The following is a 17,774-nucleotide window of genomic DNA, read 5'->3' on the forward strand; positions in this document are numbered from 1 at the left end:
GAGCTTAACTAACGAATTTATATGCAATACGTACAAAACATTATTTTTCTCATTGTTCTAGTTTTAGGAGTTGGTTTTTTTATTAAAAACATCAAGAAACTTCTACGTAATATTAATCTAGGAAAGGACGTAGATCGATCCGATAACAAGCCAAAACGCTGGCGAAACATGGCAAAAATTGCCTTGGGTCAGTATAAAATGGTAAAGAGACCAGTTTCTGGGATTTTACACGTAGTTGTTTACGTAGGTTTTATCATTATCAATATTGAAGTCCTTGAGATTATCATAGATGGACTTTTTGGTACTCACAGAATTTTTAGTTTTCTAGGCGGACTTTATGACTTCTTAATTGGAAGTTTTGAAATTCTTGCATTTCTAGTACTTGTTGCCGTAATTGTTTTCTGGCTACGTCGTAATGTGATGAACATAAAACGATTCTTAAGTCCAGAACTTAAAGGATGGCCTAAGTCTGACGGTAACATCATCTTATATTTTGAGGTGGTATTAATGGGTTTATTTCTTACAATGAACGCCGCAGATTTACAATTGCAAATGATGGGAGCAGATCATTATGCTTCGGCAGATGGTAGTATTACAGGTGCATTCCCAATAAGTAGTTTTATTGCTCCACTTTTTGACGGAATGTCAATAAGCGCACTTGTGATTGTAGAGCGTGCTGCATGGTGGATACATATTGTAGGTATCTTGATTTTCTTAAATTACCTATATTATTCAAAGCACTTACACATTCTTCTAGCATTCCCAAATACTTGGTATGCTAAGCTTAAACCACAAGGAGAGTTTGATAACCTTAAAGCGGTAACAGATGAGGTAATGCTTATGATGGACCCGGATGCAGATCCTTTTGCAGCCCCAGCCGAAGGTGCTGAAGAAGCTGAGGTTGGAAAATTTGGAGCAAGTGATGTGACAGATCTTAACTGGGTGCAACTTATGAACTCATATAGTTGTACAGAATGTGGTCGTTGTACAAGTGAATGTCCTGCAAACCAAACCGGGAAAAAATTAAGCCCTCGTAAAATCATGATGGATACACGTGATCGTCTTGAGGAAGTAGGTAAAAATATAGATGAAAATAATGGAGTATTTGTGATGGATAACAAGCAGTTGCTTGATGATTATATCACAAAAGAAGAGCTTTGGGCTTGTACTACATGTAATGCATGTGTAGAAGCTTGTCCTATAGGTATCGACCCATTAAGTATTATTGTTGATATGCGTCGTTACATGGTAATGGAAGAAAGTGCAGCGCCTACAGATTTAAACAACGCGATGACAAACATTGAGAATAATGGAGCGCCATGGCCGTTTAACCAGATGGATAGAGGTAACTGGATTAATGAAGCATAGATATTTTATAGTTGTAGGGTTATTGTTGAGTTTCGCTTTCGCGAAAGCGCAATCTCCTACAAAGAATTATAAAATTGATAGCTTACAATTTAAAATGTACACGCGTCTTTTTGTAAACGAACAGTTACAAGTAGATAGTGTCACCGTAAAAAAGATTTTTTGTGATTATTGTAGTGACTCTCAAATGGGTGTGCTACGTGAAGAAGCAATGAGGCAATCCCTTATAGAGCGCTATAATCCAAAGTATAATAAACCAGGAGAACACAGACTGGCACTTTATGTGAGATTTAGTAAAGAAGATTTTAAGAATTTAAACGACAACCATGAATAAAGAAGACGTAGACAAGATGTTAAGTGAGAAACTAGAGGATGGTGAACACGTAAGTCCGGTGCTTCCAGAGGGAGTCAAAAATTACTTAATTGATATAGATGGTACCATTACAGAAGATGTTCCTAATGAGGAGCCAGAACGTATGGGTACATGTGAGCCATTTCCAGATGCGCTTAAAACATTAAATAAATGGCATGATGAAGGTCATATTATTTGCTTCTTTACCTCTAGAACAGAAGAGCACAGAGCAGTTACTACAGAATGGCTTAACCGTCATGGGTTTAAGTTCCATAGCTTACTTATGGGGAAACCTAGAGGAGGTAACTATCACTGGGTAGATAATCACTTAGTAAAAGCAACTCGTTACAAAGGGAAGTTTACAGACCTTATCGAGAAGAAAGTAACTATTGAAGTTTTTGAAGATTAATTAAATACCGTTTTTTACACGGAATACAAGAATATGAGCGAGACACTTAAAGTACCCACTATGGCCGAGTATGTGGCGCTAGGAAAACAACCAGAAGTATTATTTTGGGTAGGTTGTGCAGGAAGTTTTGATGATAGAGCAAAGAAGATAACAAAGGCTTTTGCACGTATCTTAAATAAAGCAAATGTAGATTTTGCAGTATTAGGAGCAGAAGAAAGCTGTACTGGAGATCCAGCAAAACGTGCTGGGAACGAATTTTTATTCCAGATGCAAGCTGTGACCAACATTGAAGTGCTTAACGGATATGAAGTTAAGAAAATAGTAACGGCTTGTCCGCACTGTTTTAATACTCTCAAAAATGAGTACCCATCATTAGGTGGAAATTATGAAGTAGTACACCACACGCAATTTTTAAAGTCATTATTAGACGATGGCCGCCTTACGGTAGAAGGAGGTAAGTTTAAAGGAAAGCGTATCACTTTTCATGATCCTTGTTATTTAGGTCGTGCAAATGGAGTATACGAAGCCCCAAGGGATTTACTACGTAAGCTTGACGTAGAACTTGTTGAAATGCGTAAGTGCAAGACTAACGGACTCTGTTGTGGAGCTGGTGGAGCTCAAATGTTTAAAGAGCCAGAACCAGGAAATAAAGACGTAAACATAGAGCGCACAGAGCAAGCACTCGAAGTAAAGCCTGATATTATTGCTGCTGGATGTCCTTTCTGTAATACAATGATGACAGACGGAATAAAAGGTAAAGAAAAAGAAGGTAGCATCGAGGTAATGGACGTTGCCGAAATGATAGCATCTGCCGAAGAATTATAGAGGCTATGAATGATAAGGATAAACCTAGTCAGAAGCCGGATTTGTTCGATAAGGTCGTTCATGTTATAGCTACTCCTGGCAGTATTGTACTCCTTATAATTATTGTAAGACTCACATATCGATACTTGAAGTACGATAGTTTTAGTTTATTTTAAAGCGGATTAATTTCCGCTTTTATTTTTAAAAAAAAATATAAAAATGCTTGTAGATTTTAATTCACTTTCTGACTCATCAAGAATCTGGTTATATCAATCTGATCAAAAATTTACAGAAGAACAAGTAGCTCAACTAGAGAAAGATATGGCTACTTTTTTAACAAGTTGGACAGCTCACGGAGCAAGTCTCAAAGCTGGTTTTGAGATTAAATATGACCGCTTTATTGTAATAGGTCTTGACCAGTCTGAAGCTGCTGCAACAGGATGCTCAATTGATAGTCAAGTGCGTTTTATCATAGCGCAGCAAGAGGAGCTAGGTGTAGACTTACTAGATAAAATGAATGTGACCTATTATCAGAATGATCGTATTCATTATAAAACACTGCTTGAGTTTAAGAAGATGGTTAAAGATGGTGCGGTAAGTAAAAACACTATAGTTTTCAATAACCTTGTTGCAAATGTAGGTGAGTATAAAACTAATTGGGAAATTCCGGCAATAGATAGCTGGCATTCTCGTTTTCTCAAGAAGGGTAAATAGAAGTGACTTGAAGGTCTTAAGATGTTGTTAAGATTTGCACGCTTTCGCGAAAGCGTACCTCAAACCCTTTACTTTTATATTAGAATGTAATAAGCGCTATCTGGCGTCGTTATTGCAGTCGTTTCTACAACTTAAAATATTGCATTTATGGCGCCTAGACGCATTATCACCATATTATTCTTCTTATTTGTTTCCGTAATTTCTTATGCTCAAGAGCGATACCCGCTCTATGCAAATGACATTATTGCGCAGCGTAAATGGGTAGATTCTGTTTATATGCAAATGACGCCAAAGGAACGCGTGGGGCAGTTATTTATGGTCGATGTTTTTTCTAGTGACCCTAAGGCTAAAATTGATAAGATTAAAAAGCTTATCAAAGAAGAACATATAGGCGGACTTATATTTTCAAAGGGTGGTCCTATGCGACAGGCAAAACTCAATAATGAGTTTCAAGACCTTGCAAAAACGAAGCTTCTCATAGGGATGGATGCAGAGTGGGGGCTTGCGATGAGATTAGATAGTACCTACGCCTTTCCTTGGAATATGACCCTAGGAGCTATACAAGATAATAATATCGTAAGGAAAGTAGGAAAGCGTATAGGAGAGCATTCTAAGCGATTAGGAGTACACATTAATTTTGCTCCAGTGGTTGATATCAATATCAATCCAGCAAATCCTATTATAGGGAACAGATCTTTTGGAGAAGATAAAATCAATGTTACAGAAAAAGCAATTGCCTTCATGGAAGGAATGCAAGAAGCTGGAGTCTTAGGAAGTGCAAAACACTTCCCAGGTCACGGTGATACAGATAAAGACAGTCATAAAACACTACCTACACTTAATTTTACCAAGGAACGCCTTCAGAGCGTAGAGATGTATCCATATAAGCCTATTATTGAGAATGGTATTGCGAGTATTATGGTTGCACACCTTAATGTGCCAGCTCTCGTACCAGAAGTGGGAGTGCCTACAAGTATCTCACCTACTATCGTGACAAAAATGCTTAAGGAAGATTACCGCTTTCACGGTCTGATATTTACAGATGCTTTGAATATGAAAGGCGCTGCAAATTTTAAAGAACCTGGAGATATTGATCTTGCAGCTTTTGAGGCAGGAAATGATATTTTGTTGATAAGTGAAGATGTACCTTCTGCATCTGCCAAAATTATTAAGGCTCTTGAGTCTGGTAAGATTACAGAAGAGAGACTAGCGCACTCGGTAAAGAAAATTTTATATGCTAAGTATAAAGTGGGCTTAAACAAATACAAACCCGTAGTCACAAAATACCTTCTTGATGATCTTAATGCGCGTATAGATGACGTGGTTTATAGTGAAGCTATAGAAAATGCAATAACCGTTACTAAGAATAACAATAATGTGCTTCCTGTAGTAAATATTGACCAAAAGAAGATTGCTTATTTAGGCTTAGGTGATGATGACGGATCTGCATTTAAATTTCAACTACGTAAGTATGCACAGGTAGATGAGATAAAATCAAAAACTCTTGAAGCTGCTCAGAAGGCATTAGAAGATTTTAATTATGTCATTATAGGTTTTCACAGATCTAACGCAAACCCTTGGAAATCCTATAAATTTTCGGCAGAAGAAATTAGATGGATTACAGAGATAGCAAAAACTAAAACTGTTGTTTTGGACCTTTTTGTAAGGCCTTATGCAATGCTAGATTTGCAAAATAGCGCAGATATTGAGGCTATAATTCACAGTTATCAAAATAGCCAGCTAGCCCAAGAAAAAAGCGCCCAACTTATTTTTGGAGCCATACCTAGTAAGGGAAGGTTGCCAGTGTCTCTAGGTAAAACGCCTATAAGAACCGGTTTACAATCCGGAACATTAAGAAGACTTTCATATGGAATCCCAGAAGAGGTTGGTCTAAATGCAGACACGCTTAACATTAAAATTGATTCCCTTGTAAATCTAGGGATCAAAAGAGCTATGATGCCAGGTGCTCAGGTACTAGTGGCCCGTCGTGGTAAGGTGATTTACGATAAAAGCTTTGGATATCACACCTACAATAAAAAGCGCGCTGTACGTCCAGAAGACATGTATGACATCGCTTCTATGACAAAAATACTCGCTTCTTTACCCTTATTGATGGAGCTTGAGAGCGAAGGATCTATTGCTTTAGAGGATAAATTAGGCAACCTGATACCTGCGCTAAAGGGGAGTAATAAGGCAAATATCACGCTCAAAGATGCGCTATCACACTATGGTCGTTTCAAGGCATGGATCCCTTTTTATATAAGTACGCTAGATTCTGTTACAAAAAAGCCACTTGATGATTATTATAGCACGGCATACTCAGAAAATTATAATATCAAAGTTGCCGAAAAAATGTATCTACGTACAGGGTACGGTGATACACTAGTTAAGAAAATAGCAGATAGTGACCTTCGTTCTAGACTATCCTATAAGTACAGTGACCTTCCTTATTATTTGATGAAAAAATTTCTAGAAGATCACTACAATGATAATCTTGATGAAATTACACGATCACATTTTTATAATGCATTAGGAGCAAACTTTACAGGCTACCGACCATTGCGCAAGTATGCCAAAGATATGGTTGTACCATCAGAAAACGACTCTTACTGGCGCAACCAGAAAGTACAAGGTTATGTACATGACATGGGAGCAGCCATGCAGAGTAATATGGGTGGTCATGCTGGTTTATTTTCAAACTCAAATGACGTTGCCAAAATGATGCAAATGTATCTTCAAAACGGATACTACGGTGGTAAGCGCTACTTTTCAAAAGAGACCATGGATCGCTTTAATACTTGTTATTACTGTGATAATAATGTGAGACGAGGTGTGGGTTTTGATAAGCCACAATTGAGCGGTGGTGGTCCTACTTGTGGTTGTGTGCCTATGACGAGTTTTGGGCACAGCGGTTTTACAGGTACATACACTTGGGCAGATCCAGAAAACGAACTTGTCTATGTGTTTCTATCAAATAGAACATTCCCCACAATGGATAACCGTGCACTCATAAAATCTGGTTTGAGAACCAAGATTCAAGAAGTCATTTATAATGCTTTAATTGATTAAATTTGAAGTGCTATTTATATACTCGTATTGTAAGTGATATGATGTGAGTAAGCTTTCGCGAAAGCAAAAAAGAAATCTACCAAAAATCCTGTTATGAAAATTGCAATTGTCTGTTACCCAACCTTCGGAGGAAGTGGAGTAGTAGCAACAGAACTAGGAATCGCTCTGTCTAAAAGAGGTCACGAAGTACACTTTGTAACGTACAAGCAACCTGTGCGCCTAGCTTTATTAAATGACAATATTCATTTTCACGAGGTAAACGTTCCAGATTATCCGCTTTTTCATTATCAGCCATATGAGCTAGCACTTTCTAGCAAGCTGGTAAAAATTATCAAGAAAGAAAAAATTGATATTTTACACGTACACTACGCGATTCCTCACGCATATGCAGGATACATGGCAAAGGAAATGCTTAAGCAAGAAGGAATTCATGTGCCTATGGTGACGACGCTACATGGTACAGATATTACCCTTGTAGGTAGTCACCCATTTTACCGTCCGGCAGTAAGTTTTAGTATCAATAATAGTGATGTGGTAACTTCAGTTTCAGAAAGTTTAAAGCAAGACACACTGAGACTCTTTGAAATAACAAGAGAAATAGATGTGGTACCTAATTTTATAGATTTTGGTGCAGTAACAGACACTTTTACAGAGTGTCAGCGTGATTTAATGGCAAATGAAGGGGAGCGTATTGTTACGCATGTGAGTAATTTTAGAAAGGTAAAACGCATCTCAGACGTGATTGAGGTGTTTTATCGTTTACAACTAGAAATTCCTTCTAAGCTACTTATGGTAGGTGAAGGCCCAGAAAGAGAAGCTGCAGAAGAGCGCGTAAAGGAACTTGGTATAGAAGATAAAGTACGTTTCTTAGGAAACAGTAATGAAGTAGATAAAATCTTATGTTTTTCTGATTTATTCCTACTGCCATCTGAAGCAGAAAGCTTCGGACTTGCGGCGCTAGAAGCTATGGTAAATCGTGTCCCTGTGATTTCAAGTAATGCAGGCGGTATTCCAGAAGTAAATGTAGATGGAGTGACCGGTTACTTATCTAACGTAGGTAACATTGCAGATATGGCTCAAAATGCTATCAGAATTTTAGAAGATGATGATACGCTTGAGAAGTTTAAAACAAACGCAAGAAAAGAAGCGGCCAAGTTTGATATACAAAACATTGTGCCGCTTTATGAATCTCTTTATAAGAGAGCTTTAGAGAAAGTCTCTTAATTAAAATAGGTAACGTATCCCTAACGCTACGTCAAATTCAAGACTATCGTCAAAGTCATTTAATATCCCTACTTCTGGTCTAAAATCTAGAGATAATAGTAATGGGATATCAAAACGATACTCAATACCTATATCTCCAGCCGCGTTTACAAAAAACTCATTGTCATCATCGTCAAAAAATGGAGCGTCGTTATCCACATCAAAAGCGCCTACAGATGCACCTACACCTGCATACCAGTTAAAACCGCCATCAATGTTCCATACCCACTGGTAAATTCCAGTTCCTTTTACTGCATCAAAGTTGTTTCCAGATCTCCAAGCTAGTCCTAACTCTAGTCTGTTGTTTTCACTTAAAGCTCTTTGGTAATTTACTTCTGTGCTAAATCCGTCGTTGTCTCCAATTCTCAATCCTATTGCATTAGGAGAGATTTCTTGAGCATAAACTATCCCACTTAATCCTAGAAAAAGTAGGGCAATAACTAGTGTTTTTTTCATTGTAATTGTTTGTTTGAATTGGCAAAACTATTGGTAATTATATAGTCATAACGTTAAGGGCTACATAAAATTTTAGTTACTTTTATCTTAATGAAAATGGGCCTAAAAAATTTAGAAAATCAGTTAGAAGGAGAATTACATGTAGATCAACTACATAGAGTTATCTATGCAACAGATGCATCTGTTTATCGCAAGATTCCGCTTGCTGTTGCCTTTCCTAAGACCGTAAATGATATTAAGGAGTTATGCGATTTCGCGAAAGCGCAACAGATCACCCTTATCCCAAGAACGGCAGGAACTTCGCTTGCTGGACAATGTGTGGGAGATGGTATTGTGGTAGATGTGTCTAAGCATTTTACAGAGATTATTCATTTTGATAAAGAAAAGCAGCAGGTAACAGTACAACCTGGTGTTATAAGAGACGAACTCAATTTATTTTTAAAGCCCCATGGTCTGTTTTTTGGACCTAATACGTCTACTGCAAACAGATGTATGATAGGTGGAATGGTGGGAAATAACTCCTCTGGAACCACCAGTATCAAGTACGGTGTTACAAGGGATAAAGTCATTCGATTAAAGACGGTATTATCAGATGGTAGTGAAGCTATTTTTGAAGAACTAGATGTAACTGGCTTTCGCCAAAAATTGAACCTTGACAACTTGGAAGGTTCCTTTTATAAGATAGCAAATGATTACTTTTCTCAAAGTGCCGTTCGCAATGAGATCAAAGAGCAGTTTCCCAAACCCGAAATCCATCGCCGTAATACAGGTTACGCACTTGATGAAATTGCTAATGCTGCGCCATTTGAAGAGCACGGAAAGCCTTTTAATTTCTGTAAACTATTATCTGGGAGTGAAGGCACACTTGCATTTACCACAGAGATCACCTTGCAGTTAGATGTGCTACCGCCTGCTTTTGGTGTTATGGTTGCAGGGCATTACAAGGATTTAGATTCATGTTTACAGGCTGTGGTACCCGCCATGAAGCATGATCTTTATACTTGTGAGATGATGGACAAGGTGATTCTAGATTGTACAAAGAACAATCGTGAGCAAGAGAAAAATAGATTTTTTATAGAAGGTGATCCGGTAGCAATTCTAATGTTTGAACTCAGAGATCAAACCATAGAAGGCGCTCGAGAACAGGCGAATAAACTTATTGAACAATTAAAGCTAGAAAGCGATGGGTATGCGTACCCTATCCTAGAAGGTCATGAAATTGCTCAAGCACTTGAATTACGCAAAGCAGGCTTAGGTCTTTTAGGTAATATGATAGGTGATAGAAAGGCCGTTGCATGTATAGAAGATACAGCGGTAGCGCTAGATGATCTTGCGCCATATATAAGTGAATTTACTGCGCTCATGAAAAGACATGAGCAAGATGCCGTGTACTACGCCCACGCTGGTGCGGGAGAGATACATTTACGTCCTATTCTTGATCTCAAAACTTCGCAGGATGTAGCGCTTTTTAGACAGATAACTACAGATGTAGCGCATCTGGTTAAAAAATACAATGGCTCAATGAGCGGCGAGCATGGAGATGGTATCGTGCGCGCAGAGTTTATCTCTATGATGGTAGGTGATGAAAATTATGAGGTAATGAAAGCTTTAAAAAAAGCTTTTGATCCCCATCAAGTATTTAATGCGGGAAAAGTGATTGACGCCTTCCCTATGGACGAAAGCTTGAGGTATGAAGTAGATCGCAAGGAGCCAGCGGTAGAGACGCTCATGAATTTTGAGGATAACCAGGGAATTCTAAGACTTGCCGAAAAGTGTAATGGAAGCGGCGATTGTAGAAAATTACCAAGTGCAGGAGGGGCGATGTGTCCTAGTTACAGAGCAACAAGAGACGATAAAGATACTACTAGAGCAAGAGCAAATGCGCTAAGAGAGTTTCTAACTACATCAGATAAGTCTAATAAATACGACCATACAGAATTAAAGGAGGTCTTTGACCTTTGCTTAAGCTGTAAAGCCTGTGCTAGTGAGTGCCCTAGTAATGTGGATGTAGCTACATTAAAAGCTGAGTTTGAGTATCAATATAAAAAAACACATGGCAGTAGCTTGCGTACAAAGCTGTTTGCAAACACGACCAAAATCAATAAACTAGGAGCATTTTCTCCTAAAATATATAATACGCTACTTAGGATAACTGCAGGGATAGCAAAAGCTAGCTTGGGCATAGCACAAGAGCGAAGTCTACCTTTATTAAATGTATTTTCAGAACCTGTAGATGTATCTGGGATAGTTAATGCTCGTGTCAATCAGAAATTGAAAAGTGAAACTAAAGTCATTTTATATATTGATGAGTTCACTCAGTATCTGGATGGAAACATTGGTCAGGATGCTTTAACGCTGTTACGTCGCCTTGGTTATGAGGTGGAAGTTGTGACTAACCATGATAGTGGGCGCTCTTACATTTCAAAAGGATTTCTTGAGGAGGCTAAGACACTGGCAAATAAGAATATTGAACTATTCAAGGATTTAGCTGAAGACAGTGTAATTCTAGGCATTGAACCTTCGGCTATTTTGTCATTTAGAGATGAGTATCTTAGGCTTGCAGATGATGTGGAGGTTGCTCAAAAGCTTTCGGCACAATCATTTTTAATTGAAGAGTTTTTACATAGTGAAATCAAACGAGGGGTTATTACCTCCGAGCAATTTTCGGCGAAAGCCAAAAAACTAAAAATACATGGTCACTGTCACCAGAAAGCACTTTCCTCAGTGTCACATACTTTTGCAATTCTTAACCTTCCTTTAAATTACACTCCTACTATTATTCCTTCGGGTTGTTGTGGTATGGCTGGTAGCTTTGGGTATGAAAAAGAACATTACGCGGTGAGTATGAAAGTGGGTGAGCAAACGCTATTTCCTGCTGTAAGAAAGGCTAGTAATGATACCATTATTGTTGCAAACGGTACAAGCTGTAGACATCAAATAAAGGATGGTACTGCACGTGTAGCTTTACATCCTATAACGGTATTAAATGATGCGCTTTTAATGTAATTTTCAATTAAGCTCTGACTGAAATTTATTAGTTAAAAATATCTGGTTGGAACATGCTAGGCTCAAGGAGAACTTTTGAGGTATTGTTACGTTTATTATTTTGGTTTTCTCTATAGTAATTGAGACTCCATTTGCTATTATTATATTCTAGGTAGCTCAAATTTTCTATCCAGTCACCACTATTTAAGTAGAGTGTACTTCCTTTTTGATTATGTACTAATCGCTTTGCGGGTTGATGTATATGACCGCAAATAACGTAATCAAATTTGTTTTCTATAGCGAGATCTGTTGCTGTTGTTTCAAAATCATTGATAAACTTCACTGCTCCTTTTACACTATTCTTAATCTTTTTTGAGAGAGAGTATTTCTCTCTTCCCATACTTATAAGCCATTTGTTAAGAAGCCTATTAAATAGAATCAAGAAGTCATAACCCCAACCGCCTAGTTTTGCAATCCATTTAGTGTGCTGTATAGAAACATCAAAAACGTCACCATGAAAAAACCAAGCTTTTTTACCATCTAGATTAAGCACAAGCTTATCGATAAGGTGTATATTTCCCATAGTAGCATCACTAAATTTTCTAAGCATCTCATCATGATTACCTGTGATGTAGTACACGTGAGTTCCTTTTGAAGCAAGTGTGATTATTTTTTTAATGACTTTGAGATGCTCTTTAGGGAAGAAACGTTTTCTAAACTGCCAGATGTCAATGATATCACCGTTTAAGATGAGTATTTCTGGTGTGATAGAATTTAAATATTGACAGACTTCTGCAGCGTGGCAGCCATAAGTGCCTAGATGTATGTCTGATAGTACAGCAATTTCTACGGGTCTTTTCACCGAGATTGTTTTGCTTGTAAGGTCTTTAGAATTTTAGATAGGGTGGTAAATTAGACGTTAAGAATTATAAAAGTTATAGTTATTTAATAGAGACCAAGTTAATTAATCATTAAGTGAGTTTTTAGCTTTTGATTATGGCCTTTTCAATTTACATTTGTTAAAAACACATACGATGGCAGGTAATACGTACGGAACTATATTTAAGGTCACAACTTTTGGAGAATCACATGGTAAGGCTATAGGTGGAATTATAGACGGATGTCCTGCCGGTTTGAGCATTGACTTTGATGCGATTCAGCACGATTTAGATCGTCGTAAGCCTGGTCAATCTAAGATTGTAACACAACGTAAGGAACCAGATACCGTAGATTTCTTATCAGGAATATTTGAGGATAAAACAACGGGAACACCTATTGGTTTTCAGATTGTAAATACAAACCAAAAATCTAAGGATTACGGTCATATTAAAGATACCTACAGACCTAGTCACGCAGATTACACCTATGATAAAAAGTATGGTAACCGTGACTACCGTGGCGGAGGAAGATCTTCGGCAAGAGAGACGGCAAGTCGCGTTGTAGCTGGAGCCATTGCAAAACAATTTTTGAAAGGGATATCATTTCACGCATTTACAAGTGCTGTGGGGGATTTATCTATGGATACACCATATCAAGATCTTGACTTTAGCGAGATTGAAAAAAATGATGTGAGGTGTGCAGATCCCGCTTTCGCGAAAGCGTGTGAAGAAAAAATTAAAGAAATAAAAAAACAAGGAGACACTATAGGAGGTGTGATTACTTGTGTAATACAAAATGTGCCTGTAGGTCTTGGAGAGCCAGTTTTTGATAAACTTCATGCAGAGCTAGGGAAAGCAATGCTATCTATAAATGCTGTAAAGGGATTTGAATACGGAAGCGGTTTTGAAGGAGCAACTATGAAAGGAAGTGATCATAACGATCATTTTAATACAGATGGAACTACTAAAACTAACCTGAGTGGCGGTGTTCAAGGAGGTATTTCTAACGGGATGGATATTTACTTTAAGGTAGCATTCAAGCCAGTTGCAACTGTAATGCAAAAACAAGAAACTATAAATGCAGCCGGAGAAGTGGTAGAAATGCAAGGAAAGGGAAGGCACGATCCGTGTGTGGTACCTCGTGCAGTGCCTATTGTAGAGGCGATGGCAGCACTTGTAATAGCAGATTTTGTACTACGAGATAAATCTATTAGATTGTAGAAATAAAATTGCGAGGAATGGTAAGTAGTAAAGCTGTTTGCCTCCGAGGGATTTATAGTATTTTGAAATAAATTTAAACATCACATTTTCAACTCACTAGTTGGGTTTTCAATCAAGAAGGAACTACTACCTATGAAAAAATTAGCACTACACTGGAAGATTATTATTGGATTAATTTTAGGTGTAGTTTGGGCACTTGTGTCTTCTTCGGTAGGATTAAGTGATTTTACGATTAATTGGATTGCACCTTTTGGGACTATTTTTATTAATCTTTTAAAGCTTATTGCAGTTCCTTTAGTTCTGTTCTCTATCATCGCTGGAGTTGCTGGTATAGGTGACCCTTCTAGTTTAGGTAGAATGGGTGGAAAAACATTACTAGCATATCTCATCACTACATTACTAGCGGTAGGACTAGGATTAACACTTGTAAATATTGTTAAGCCTGGAGCGCTTGTAGATCAAGAAAGCCGTATAGATAATAGAATAAGTTATGAGCTGTGGGCTCAAGAACAAGGTTTAGAGATTAAAGATGGCGTAAATTATTTACAAGATCCTCAGTTTATGGAACGCGCTGGACGTGTAAACGAATTGGTAAAAACAAAAGGAGAGGACGCTACCGTTGCAGAAAAAATGAAAACTGCAAATGCCACTAAAGACGCAGGTCCTCTGCAACCTCTTATAGATCTCGTACCTCAAAACTTCTTCAAAGCGCTTACAGATAATGGATTAATGTTGCAAATTATCTTCTTTGCCATATTTTTTGGGATTAGCTTGCTGTTTATTCCTAAAGAAAAGTCTGGACCAGTCATTAAACTAGTAGATAGTGTCATGGAGGTCTTTTTAAAGATGGTAGATTTTGTGATGCAAGCTTCTCCATTTTTTGTATTTGCATTACTTGCTGGTGTCATAAGTAAGATGGCAGGTGACGACATAGGAAAAGTGGTAGAAATATTTAAAGGACTCTCATGGTACTCACTTACAGTGTTCTTAGGCTTAATGCTTATGATATTTGTAATGTATCCGCTTATTATTAAAATCTTTGTACGTACCATTCCTTATAAAGGTTTTTTTAAAGCAATGGGTCTTGCGCAAACTACAGCTTTCTCTACCTCAAGTAGCGCTGCGACACTTCCTGTAACGATGGAGTGTGTAGAGGATAACTTAGGAGTAGATAAGAAAATAACAAGTTTTGTGCTTCCAATAGGCGCTACTGTAAATATGGATGGTACAGTTTTATATCAAGCTGTAGCAGTTGTTTTTCTTGCACAACTTCACATGATTGACCTTACGATAGGGCAACAACTTACTATTGTACTTACGGCGACACTAGCCTCTATAGGATCTGCAGCGGTACCTAGTGCAGGACTTGTGATGCTAATTATTGTCCTAGGTTCTGTAGATTTAAATCCAGCTTGGATTGCGATTATCTTTCCTGTAGACCGTATTCTTGATATGTGTAGAACGGTGGTAAATGTTACTGGAGATGCAACGGTTTCTTCCATTATTGCAAAAACGGAAGGAATGCTAAATTATGATGATACTGTAAATCCAGACGACGCCTTTAATCCTGAAAAATAGGTGGTTAGCCGAAAATTACATGTAATTGTATTTTGTAAGATAAATCTTCATTACTTTCATAATCCCAAACTACTACATTGTAAATTAATTGCTTAGCTATGATGTTTAAAATCATAGTTATGAAAGTCTTTATGTTTTCTTTGTTGCTACTAGCAACTTCATTTTCGTATGCCCAAGTTGGTATAGGAACCACTACACCCTCTGATGCTGCTATGCTCGAAATAAGTGGTGTTACTACAGCTGGTGCTTATAAAGGGTTTATACCTCCTAGAGTAGCAACTACGGCAAATCAAGCAAGTATCGCACCTACTACTACAGATATAGGTCTAATGGTTTTTGTAGAAGAAACTGGCTGTTTAGACTTTTGGACAGGCACAGCATGGGAAAGTATTTATTGCTCTGGAGGACCCTCAGACATTTGGATCAATGAATTTCATTATACAAACAGTGGGACAGATGTAAATCAGTTCATAGAAATTGCAGGGTCTGCAGGTTTAGATATCTCGGGTTATTACTTGGTGAGATATCGTGCGGATACTGGACAACCCTATGGTGTTATTCTAACGCTCTCAGGCACTATAGATGATGAAGAAAATGGCTTCGGAGCTGTTTCTGTAGATGCCAATTTAAGAAATGATACAAGCGGTTTCGCACTTGTAGGGCCTGACGGTAAGGTGATACAGTTTTTGAGTTATGAAGGAACTATCACAGCTACTGGTGGACCAGCAAACGGACTTACATCAATTAATGTAGGTGTAGTAGAGAATACAAGTACAATAGCAACACAATCTATACATCTTACAGGAACAGGCAATTCTTTTATGGATTTTTCTTGGAGTACAAGTGCTACAGGTCAAAGTACAGCTGATTTGAAGAATATAGGACAAACTTTTAATTAGAAGATTATGAGTTTTTCAAAACAGTGTTTGTGTCTAATTGGAGTGATTTTCTATTCATTTGTTGTAGTAGGCCAAGTAGGAGTAGGTACAAGAAACCCCTCAGAAAAGTCGATGCTTGAAGTAAGTAGTCAGGTAGATGGTGCTGGAGCTTATTTAGGTTTTATGCCACCACGAATTCCATCTGATGCGGCTAGAGATGGTATACCAACAACTATCGCAGATAAAGGTATGATGGTCTATGTAGAAGCTACTGGATGTATTGATATTTTTAATGGAGAATTTTGGGGACATATAAAATGTGCTTCAGAAATTCCTGTGAGAACAGATATTTGGATAAATGAAATTCATTATGATAATGCGGGAGTAGATGCAGGCGAATTTATAGAAGTCGCTGGTGTTGCGGGACTGGATATAAATGGATATTCTGTGGTGTTATATAATGGGAACAATACCTCTCCATATAATACTACATTTCTTTCCGGTCTTATAGGTAACGACACTGGTAATGGTTTTGGCTTTACACTTATTAACTATCCACCTGGTGGAATTCAAAACGGAGGACCATCTCCTGATGGTATCGCACTTGTAAATCCTGCAGGTAAACTCATTCAGTTTTTAAGTTATGAAGGTGCGTTTACTGCTACGGCTGGAGTGGCAGCGGGAATAACTTCTATAGATATAGGAGTAGAAGAAGAAGGTACAAACCCCGCAGGCGAATCTCTACAACTTACCGGTGGGCCAGGTAATATGTATGCTAATTTTAGCTGGACAACTTCTGCGACTAGTACTCCTGGAGCATCAAATAATAGTCAAAGTTTCAATTAGGAGTTATTAGGTGTTTACACCTATAAACTATCAAATTCTATGTATTCAAATTCTGGAGAGGCTTCATAAAGATGTCTAAGTATCGATGCATGACCATTACCTATTATTACCAAAACCCTATCATTATTATCATTAGTGATTTTCTGGATGTTGTTAAAGATTCTAAGATTACGATCATACCACCAAGTAGCAAGGTGATCTGCTCCTTGACCATCGCCAGTTTCAAAAGAACCTGTTAAGTACAAACCATAATTAAAATTATGAGCGGCTCTCGTATTCATTCTTTTAAAATAATCGAGGAGTGGTAGCTCCTTGGTGAGTTTATCATCTTGCTCAAAAGATTTTTCTGCCATCTCCCAGTATGGATCAGATACTTCCCAATCTACCTTTCCAAAAAGCTCTTTAAAAGTAATAGAATCTCTTTCCCATAGTTCGCTTCGCATATTTCCAGCATCCACGGGATATAAAGAGTCTATAGATAACTCTCGCGCGATACGCATGCCAAGCTGGTAGCGCTCATCGCGCTCATTATTTTTGAGTCCATTTTTGTAGTCTTTAAATTTCTCGTTCGTGTTCCACTGAGGAAAAGCTTCTATAGCAATTTTAGTAGGATTAAAGCGCTTTATATAGTTGACTAGCGCTGTTACTTCAGATTTTTTAGGCTCTGTAAGAATATCTATTTTATCACTTTCTGCAGTTTTGACTTCATCGAGGCCAGGATAATCAAAATGAAATGTACCCACTACAAGTACCTTAGCCCTTTCTTGGTTATAGAAAGAGTCATAGCTAGCAACAGACGGATTTTCAGAGAATTTTGGCTCGACTTGTACACAAGAAGCCATTAAAATTGTACTTAATAGAATAACGTATTTCATGGTGTGGTTGTTTACTCATATTGACCCATTTCATTTATGATTGTTACAGTTATATTGTATTTTTAAACTTTATAAATTCAC

15 protein-coding genes are annotated in these 17,774 nt (G+C 37.8%); 12 read left to right on the forward strand and 3 right to left on the reverse strand.

Annotation, left to right across the window (positions count from 1 at the left end):
• The first annotated feature begins 21 nt into the window (after positions 1-21).
• From SJY37_RS10615 to bshA, 7 genes are all read left to right on the forward strand, one after another.
• Positions 22-1,368, forward strand: coding sequence for a (Fe-S)-binding protein (locus SJY37_RS10615; protein WP_298323984.1), 1,347 nt, complete (start codon positions 22-24; stop codon positions 1,366-1,368).
• Positions 1,358-1,699 (forward strand): hypothetical protein, encoded by a 342-nt coding sequence (locus SJY37_RS10620; RefSeq protein ID WP_298323987.1) that lies wholly within the window; start codon positions 1,358-1,360, stop codon positions 1,697-1,699. Before SJY37_RS10615 ends, SJY37_RS10620 begins: the two co-directional genes overlap by 11 nt.
• Positions 1,692-2,126 (forward strand): phosphoheptose isomerase, encoded by a 435-nt coding sequence (locus tag SJY37_RS10625; RefSeq protein ID WP_013749573.1) that lies wholly within the window; start codon positions 1,692-1,694, stop codon positions 2,124-2,126. Before SJY37_RS10620 ends, SJY37_RS10625 begins: the two co-directional genes overlap by 8 nt.
• A 33-nt stretch (positions 2,127-2,159) precedes the next feature.
• Positions 2,160-2,951: a (Fe-S)-binding protein gene (locus SJY37_RS10630; RefSeq protein ID WP_298323992.1), complete on the forward strand. Its 792-nt coding sequence runs from the start codon at positions 2,160-2,162 to the stop codon at positions 2,949-2,951.
• A gap of 198 nt (positions 2,952-3,149) precedes the next feature.
• A complete protein-coding gene (locus SJY37_RS10635) occupies positions 3,150-3,644 on the forward strand; it encodes an ABC transporter ATPase (RefSeq protein WP_298323995.1) in 495 nt (164 codons plus the stop codon).
• Between the two features lie 147 nt (positions 3,645-3,791).
• Positions 3,792-6,713, forward strand: a complete 2,922-nt coding sequence (locus SJY37_RS10640; protein ID WP_298323998.1) for a glycoside hydrolase family 3 N-terminal domain-containing protein — start codon at positions 3,792-3,794, stop codon at positions 6,711-6,713.
• Positions 6,714-6,806: 93 nt separating this feature from the next.
• Entirely contained in the window at positions 6,807-7,937 is a 1,131-nt protein-coding gene (gene bshA, locus SJY37_RS10645) for an N-acetyl-alpha-D-glucosaminyl L-malate synthase BshA (RefSeq protein ID WP_298324001.1), read from the forward strand.
• Here bshA and SJY37_RS10650 read toward each other — a convergent pair whose 3' ends face one another.
• Positions 7,938-8,432, reverse strand: a complete 495-nt coding sequence (locus SJY37_RS10650) for a hypothetical protein (RefSeq protein WP_298324004.1) — start codon at positions 8,430-8,432, stop codon at positions 7,938-7,940.
• A 90-nt stretch (positions 8,433-8,522) separates the two neighbouring features.
• Here SJY37_RS10650 and SJY37_RS10655 point away from each other — a divergent pair, with 90 nt between their 5' ends.
• Positions 8,523-11,438 carry an FAD-binding and (Fe-S)-binding domain-containing protein gene (locus SJY37_RS10655; RefSeq protein ID WP_379953061.1) on the forward strand — a complete coding sequence of 972 codons (2,916 nt, stop codon included), beginning with the start codon at positions 8,523-8,525 and terminating at the stop codon, positions 11,436-11,438.
• A gap of 28 nt (positions 11,439-11,466) precedes the next feature.
• Here SJY37_RS10655 and SJY37_RS10660 read toward each other — a convergent pair whose 3' ends face one another.
• A complete protein-coding gene (locus SJY37_RS10660) occupies positions 11,467-12,279 on the reverse strand; it encodes a UDP-2,3-diacylglucosamine diphosphatase (protein ID WP_298324009.1) in 813 nt (270 codons plus the stop codon).
• 172 nt (positions 12,280-12,451) lie between these two features.
• Here SJY37_RS10660 and aroC point away from each other — a divergent pair, with 172 nt between their 5' ends.
• From aroC to SJY37_RS10680, 4 genes are all read left to right on the forward strand, one after another.
• Positions 12,452-13,516 carry a chorismate synthase gene (gene aroC / locus SJY37_RS10665; protein ID WP_298324012.1) on the forward strand — a complete coding sequence of 355 codons (1,065 nt, stop codon included), beginning with the start codon at positions 12,452-12,454 and terminating at the stop codon, positions 13,514-13,516.
• Between the two features lie 132 nt (positions 13,517-13,648).
• Positions 13,649-15,094, forward strand: a complete 1,446-nt coding sequence (locus SJY37_RS10670) for a dicarboxylate/amino acid:cation symporter (protein ID WP_298324015.1) — start codon at positions 13,649-13,651, stop codon at positions 15,092-15,094.
• Between the two features lie 119 nt (positions 15,095-15,213).
• Positions 15,214-15,993 carry a hypothetical protein gene (locus SJY37_RS10675; RefSeq protein WP_298324017.1) on the forward strand — a complete coding sequence of 260 codons (780 nt, stop codon included), beginning with the start codon at positions 15,214-15,216 and terminating at the stop codon, positions 15,991-15,993.
• Positions 15,994-15,999: 6 nt separating this feature from the next.
• The gene (locus tag SJY37_RS10680) at positions 16,000-16,818 is read left to right on the forward strand and encodes a hypothetical protein (RefSeq protein ID WP_298324019.1); all 819 of its coding nucleotides are present in this window, start codon (positions 16,000-16,002) and stop codon (positions 16,816-16,818) included.
• A gap of 20 nt (positions 16,819-16,838) precedes the next feature.
• Here SJY37_RS10680 and SJY37_RS10685 read toward each other — a convergent pair whose 3' ends face one another.
• Positions 16,839-17,693 carry a DUF5694 domain-containing protein gene (locus SJY37_RS10685; protein WP_298324021.1) on the reverse strand — a complete coding sequence of 285 codons (855 nt, stop codon included), beginning with the start codon at positions 17,691-17,693 and terminating at the stop codon, positions 16,839-16,841.
• Between the last annotated feature and the right edge of the window lie 81 nt (positions 17,694-17,774).

This window comes from Dokdonia sp. R78006, from assembly GCF_042466145.1.
Lineage (GTDB): Bacteria > Bacteroidota > Bacteroidia > Flavobacteriales > Flavobacteriaceae > Dokdonia.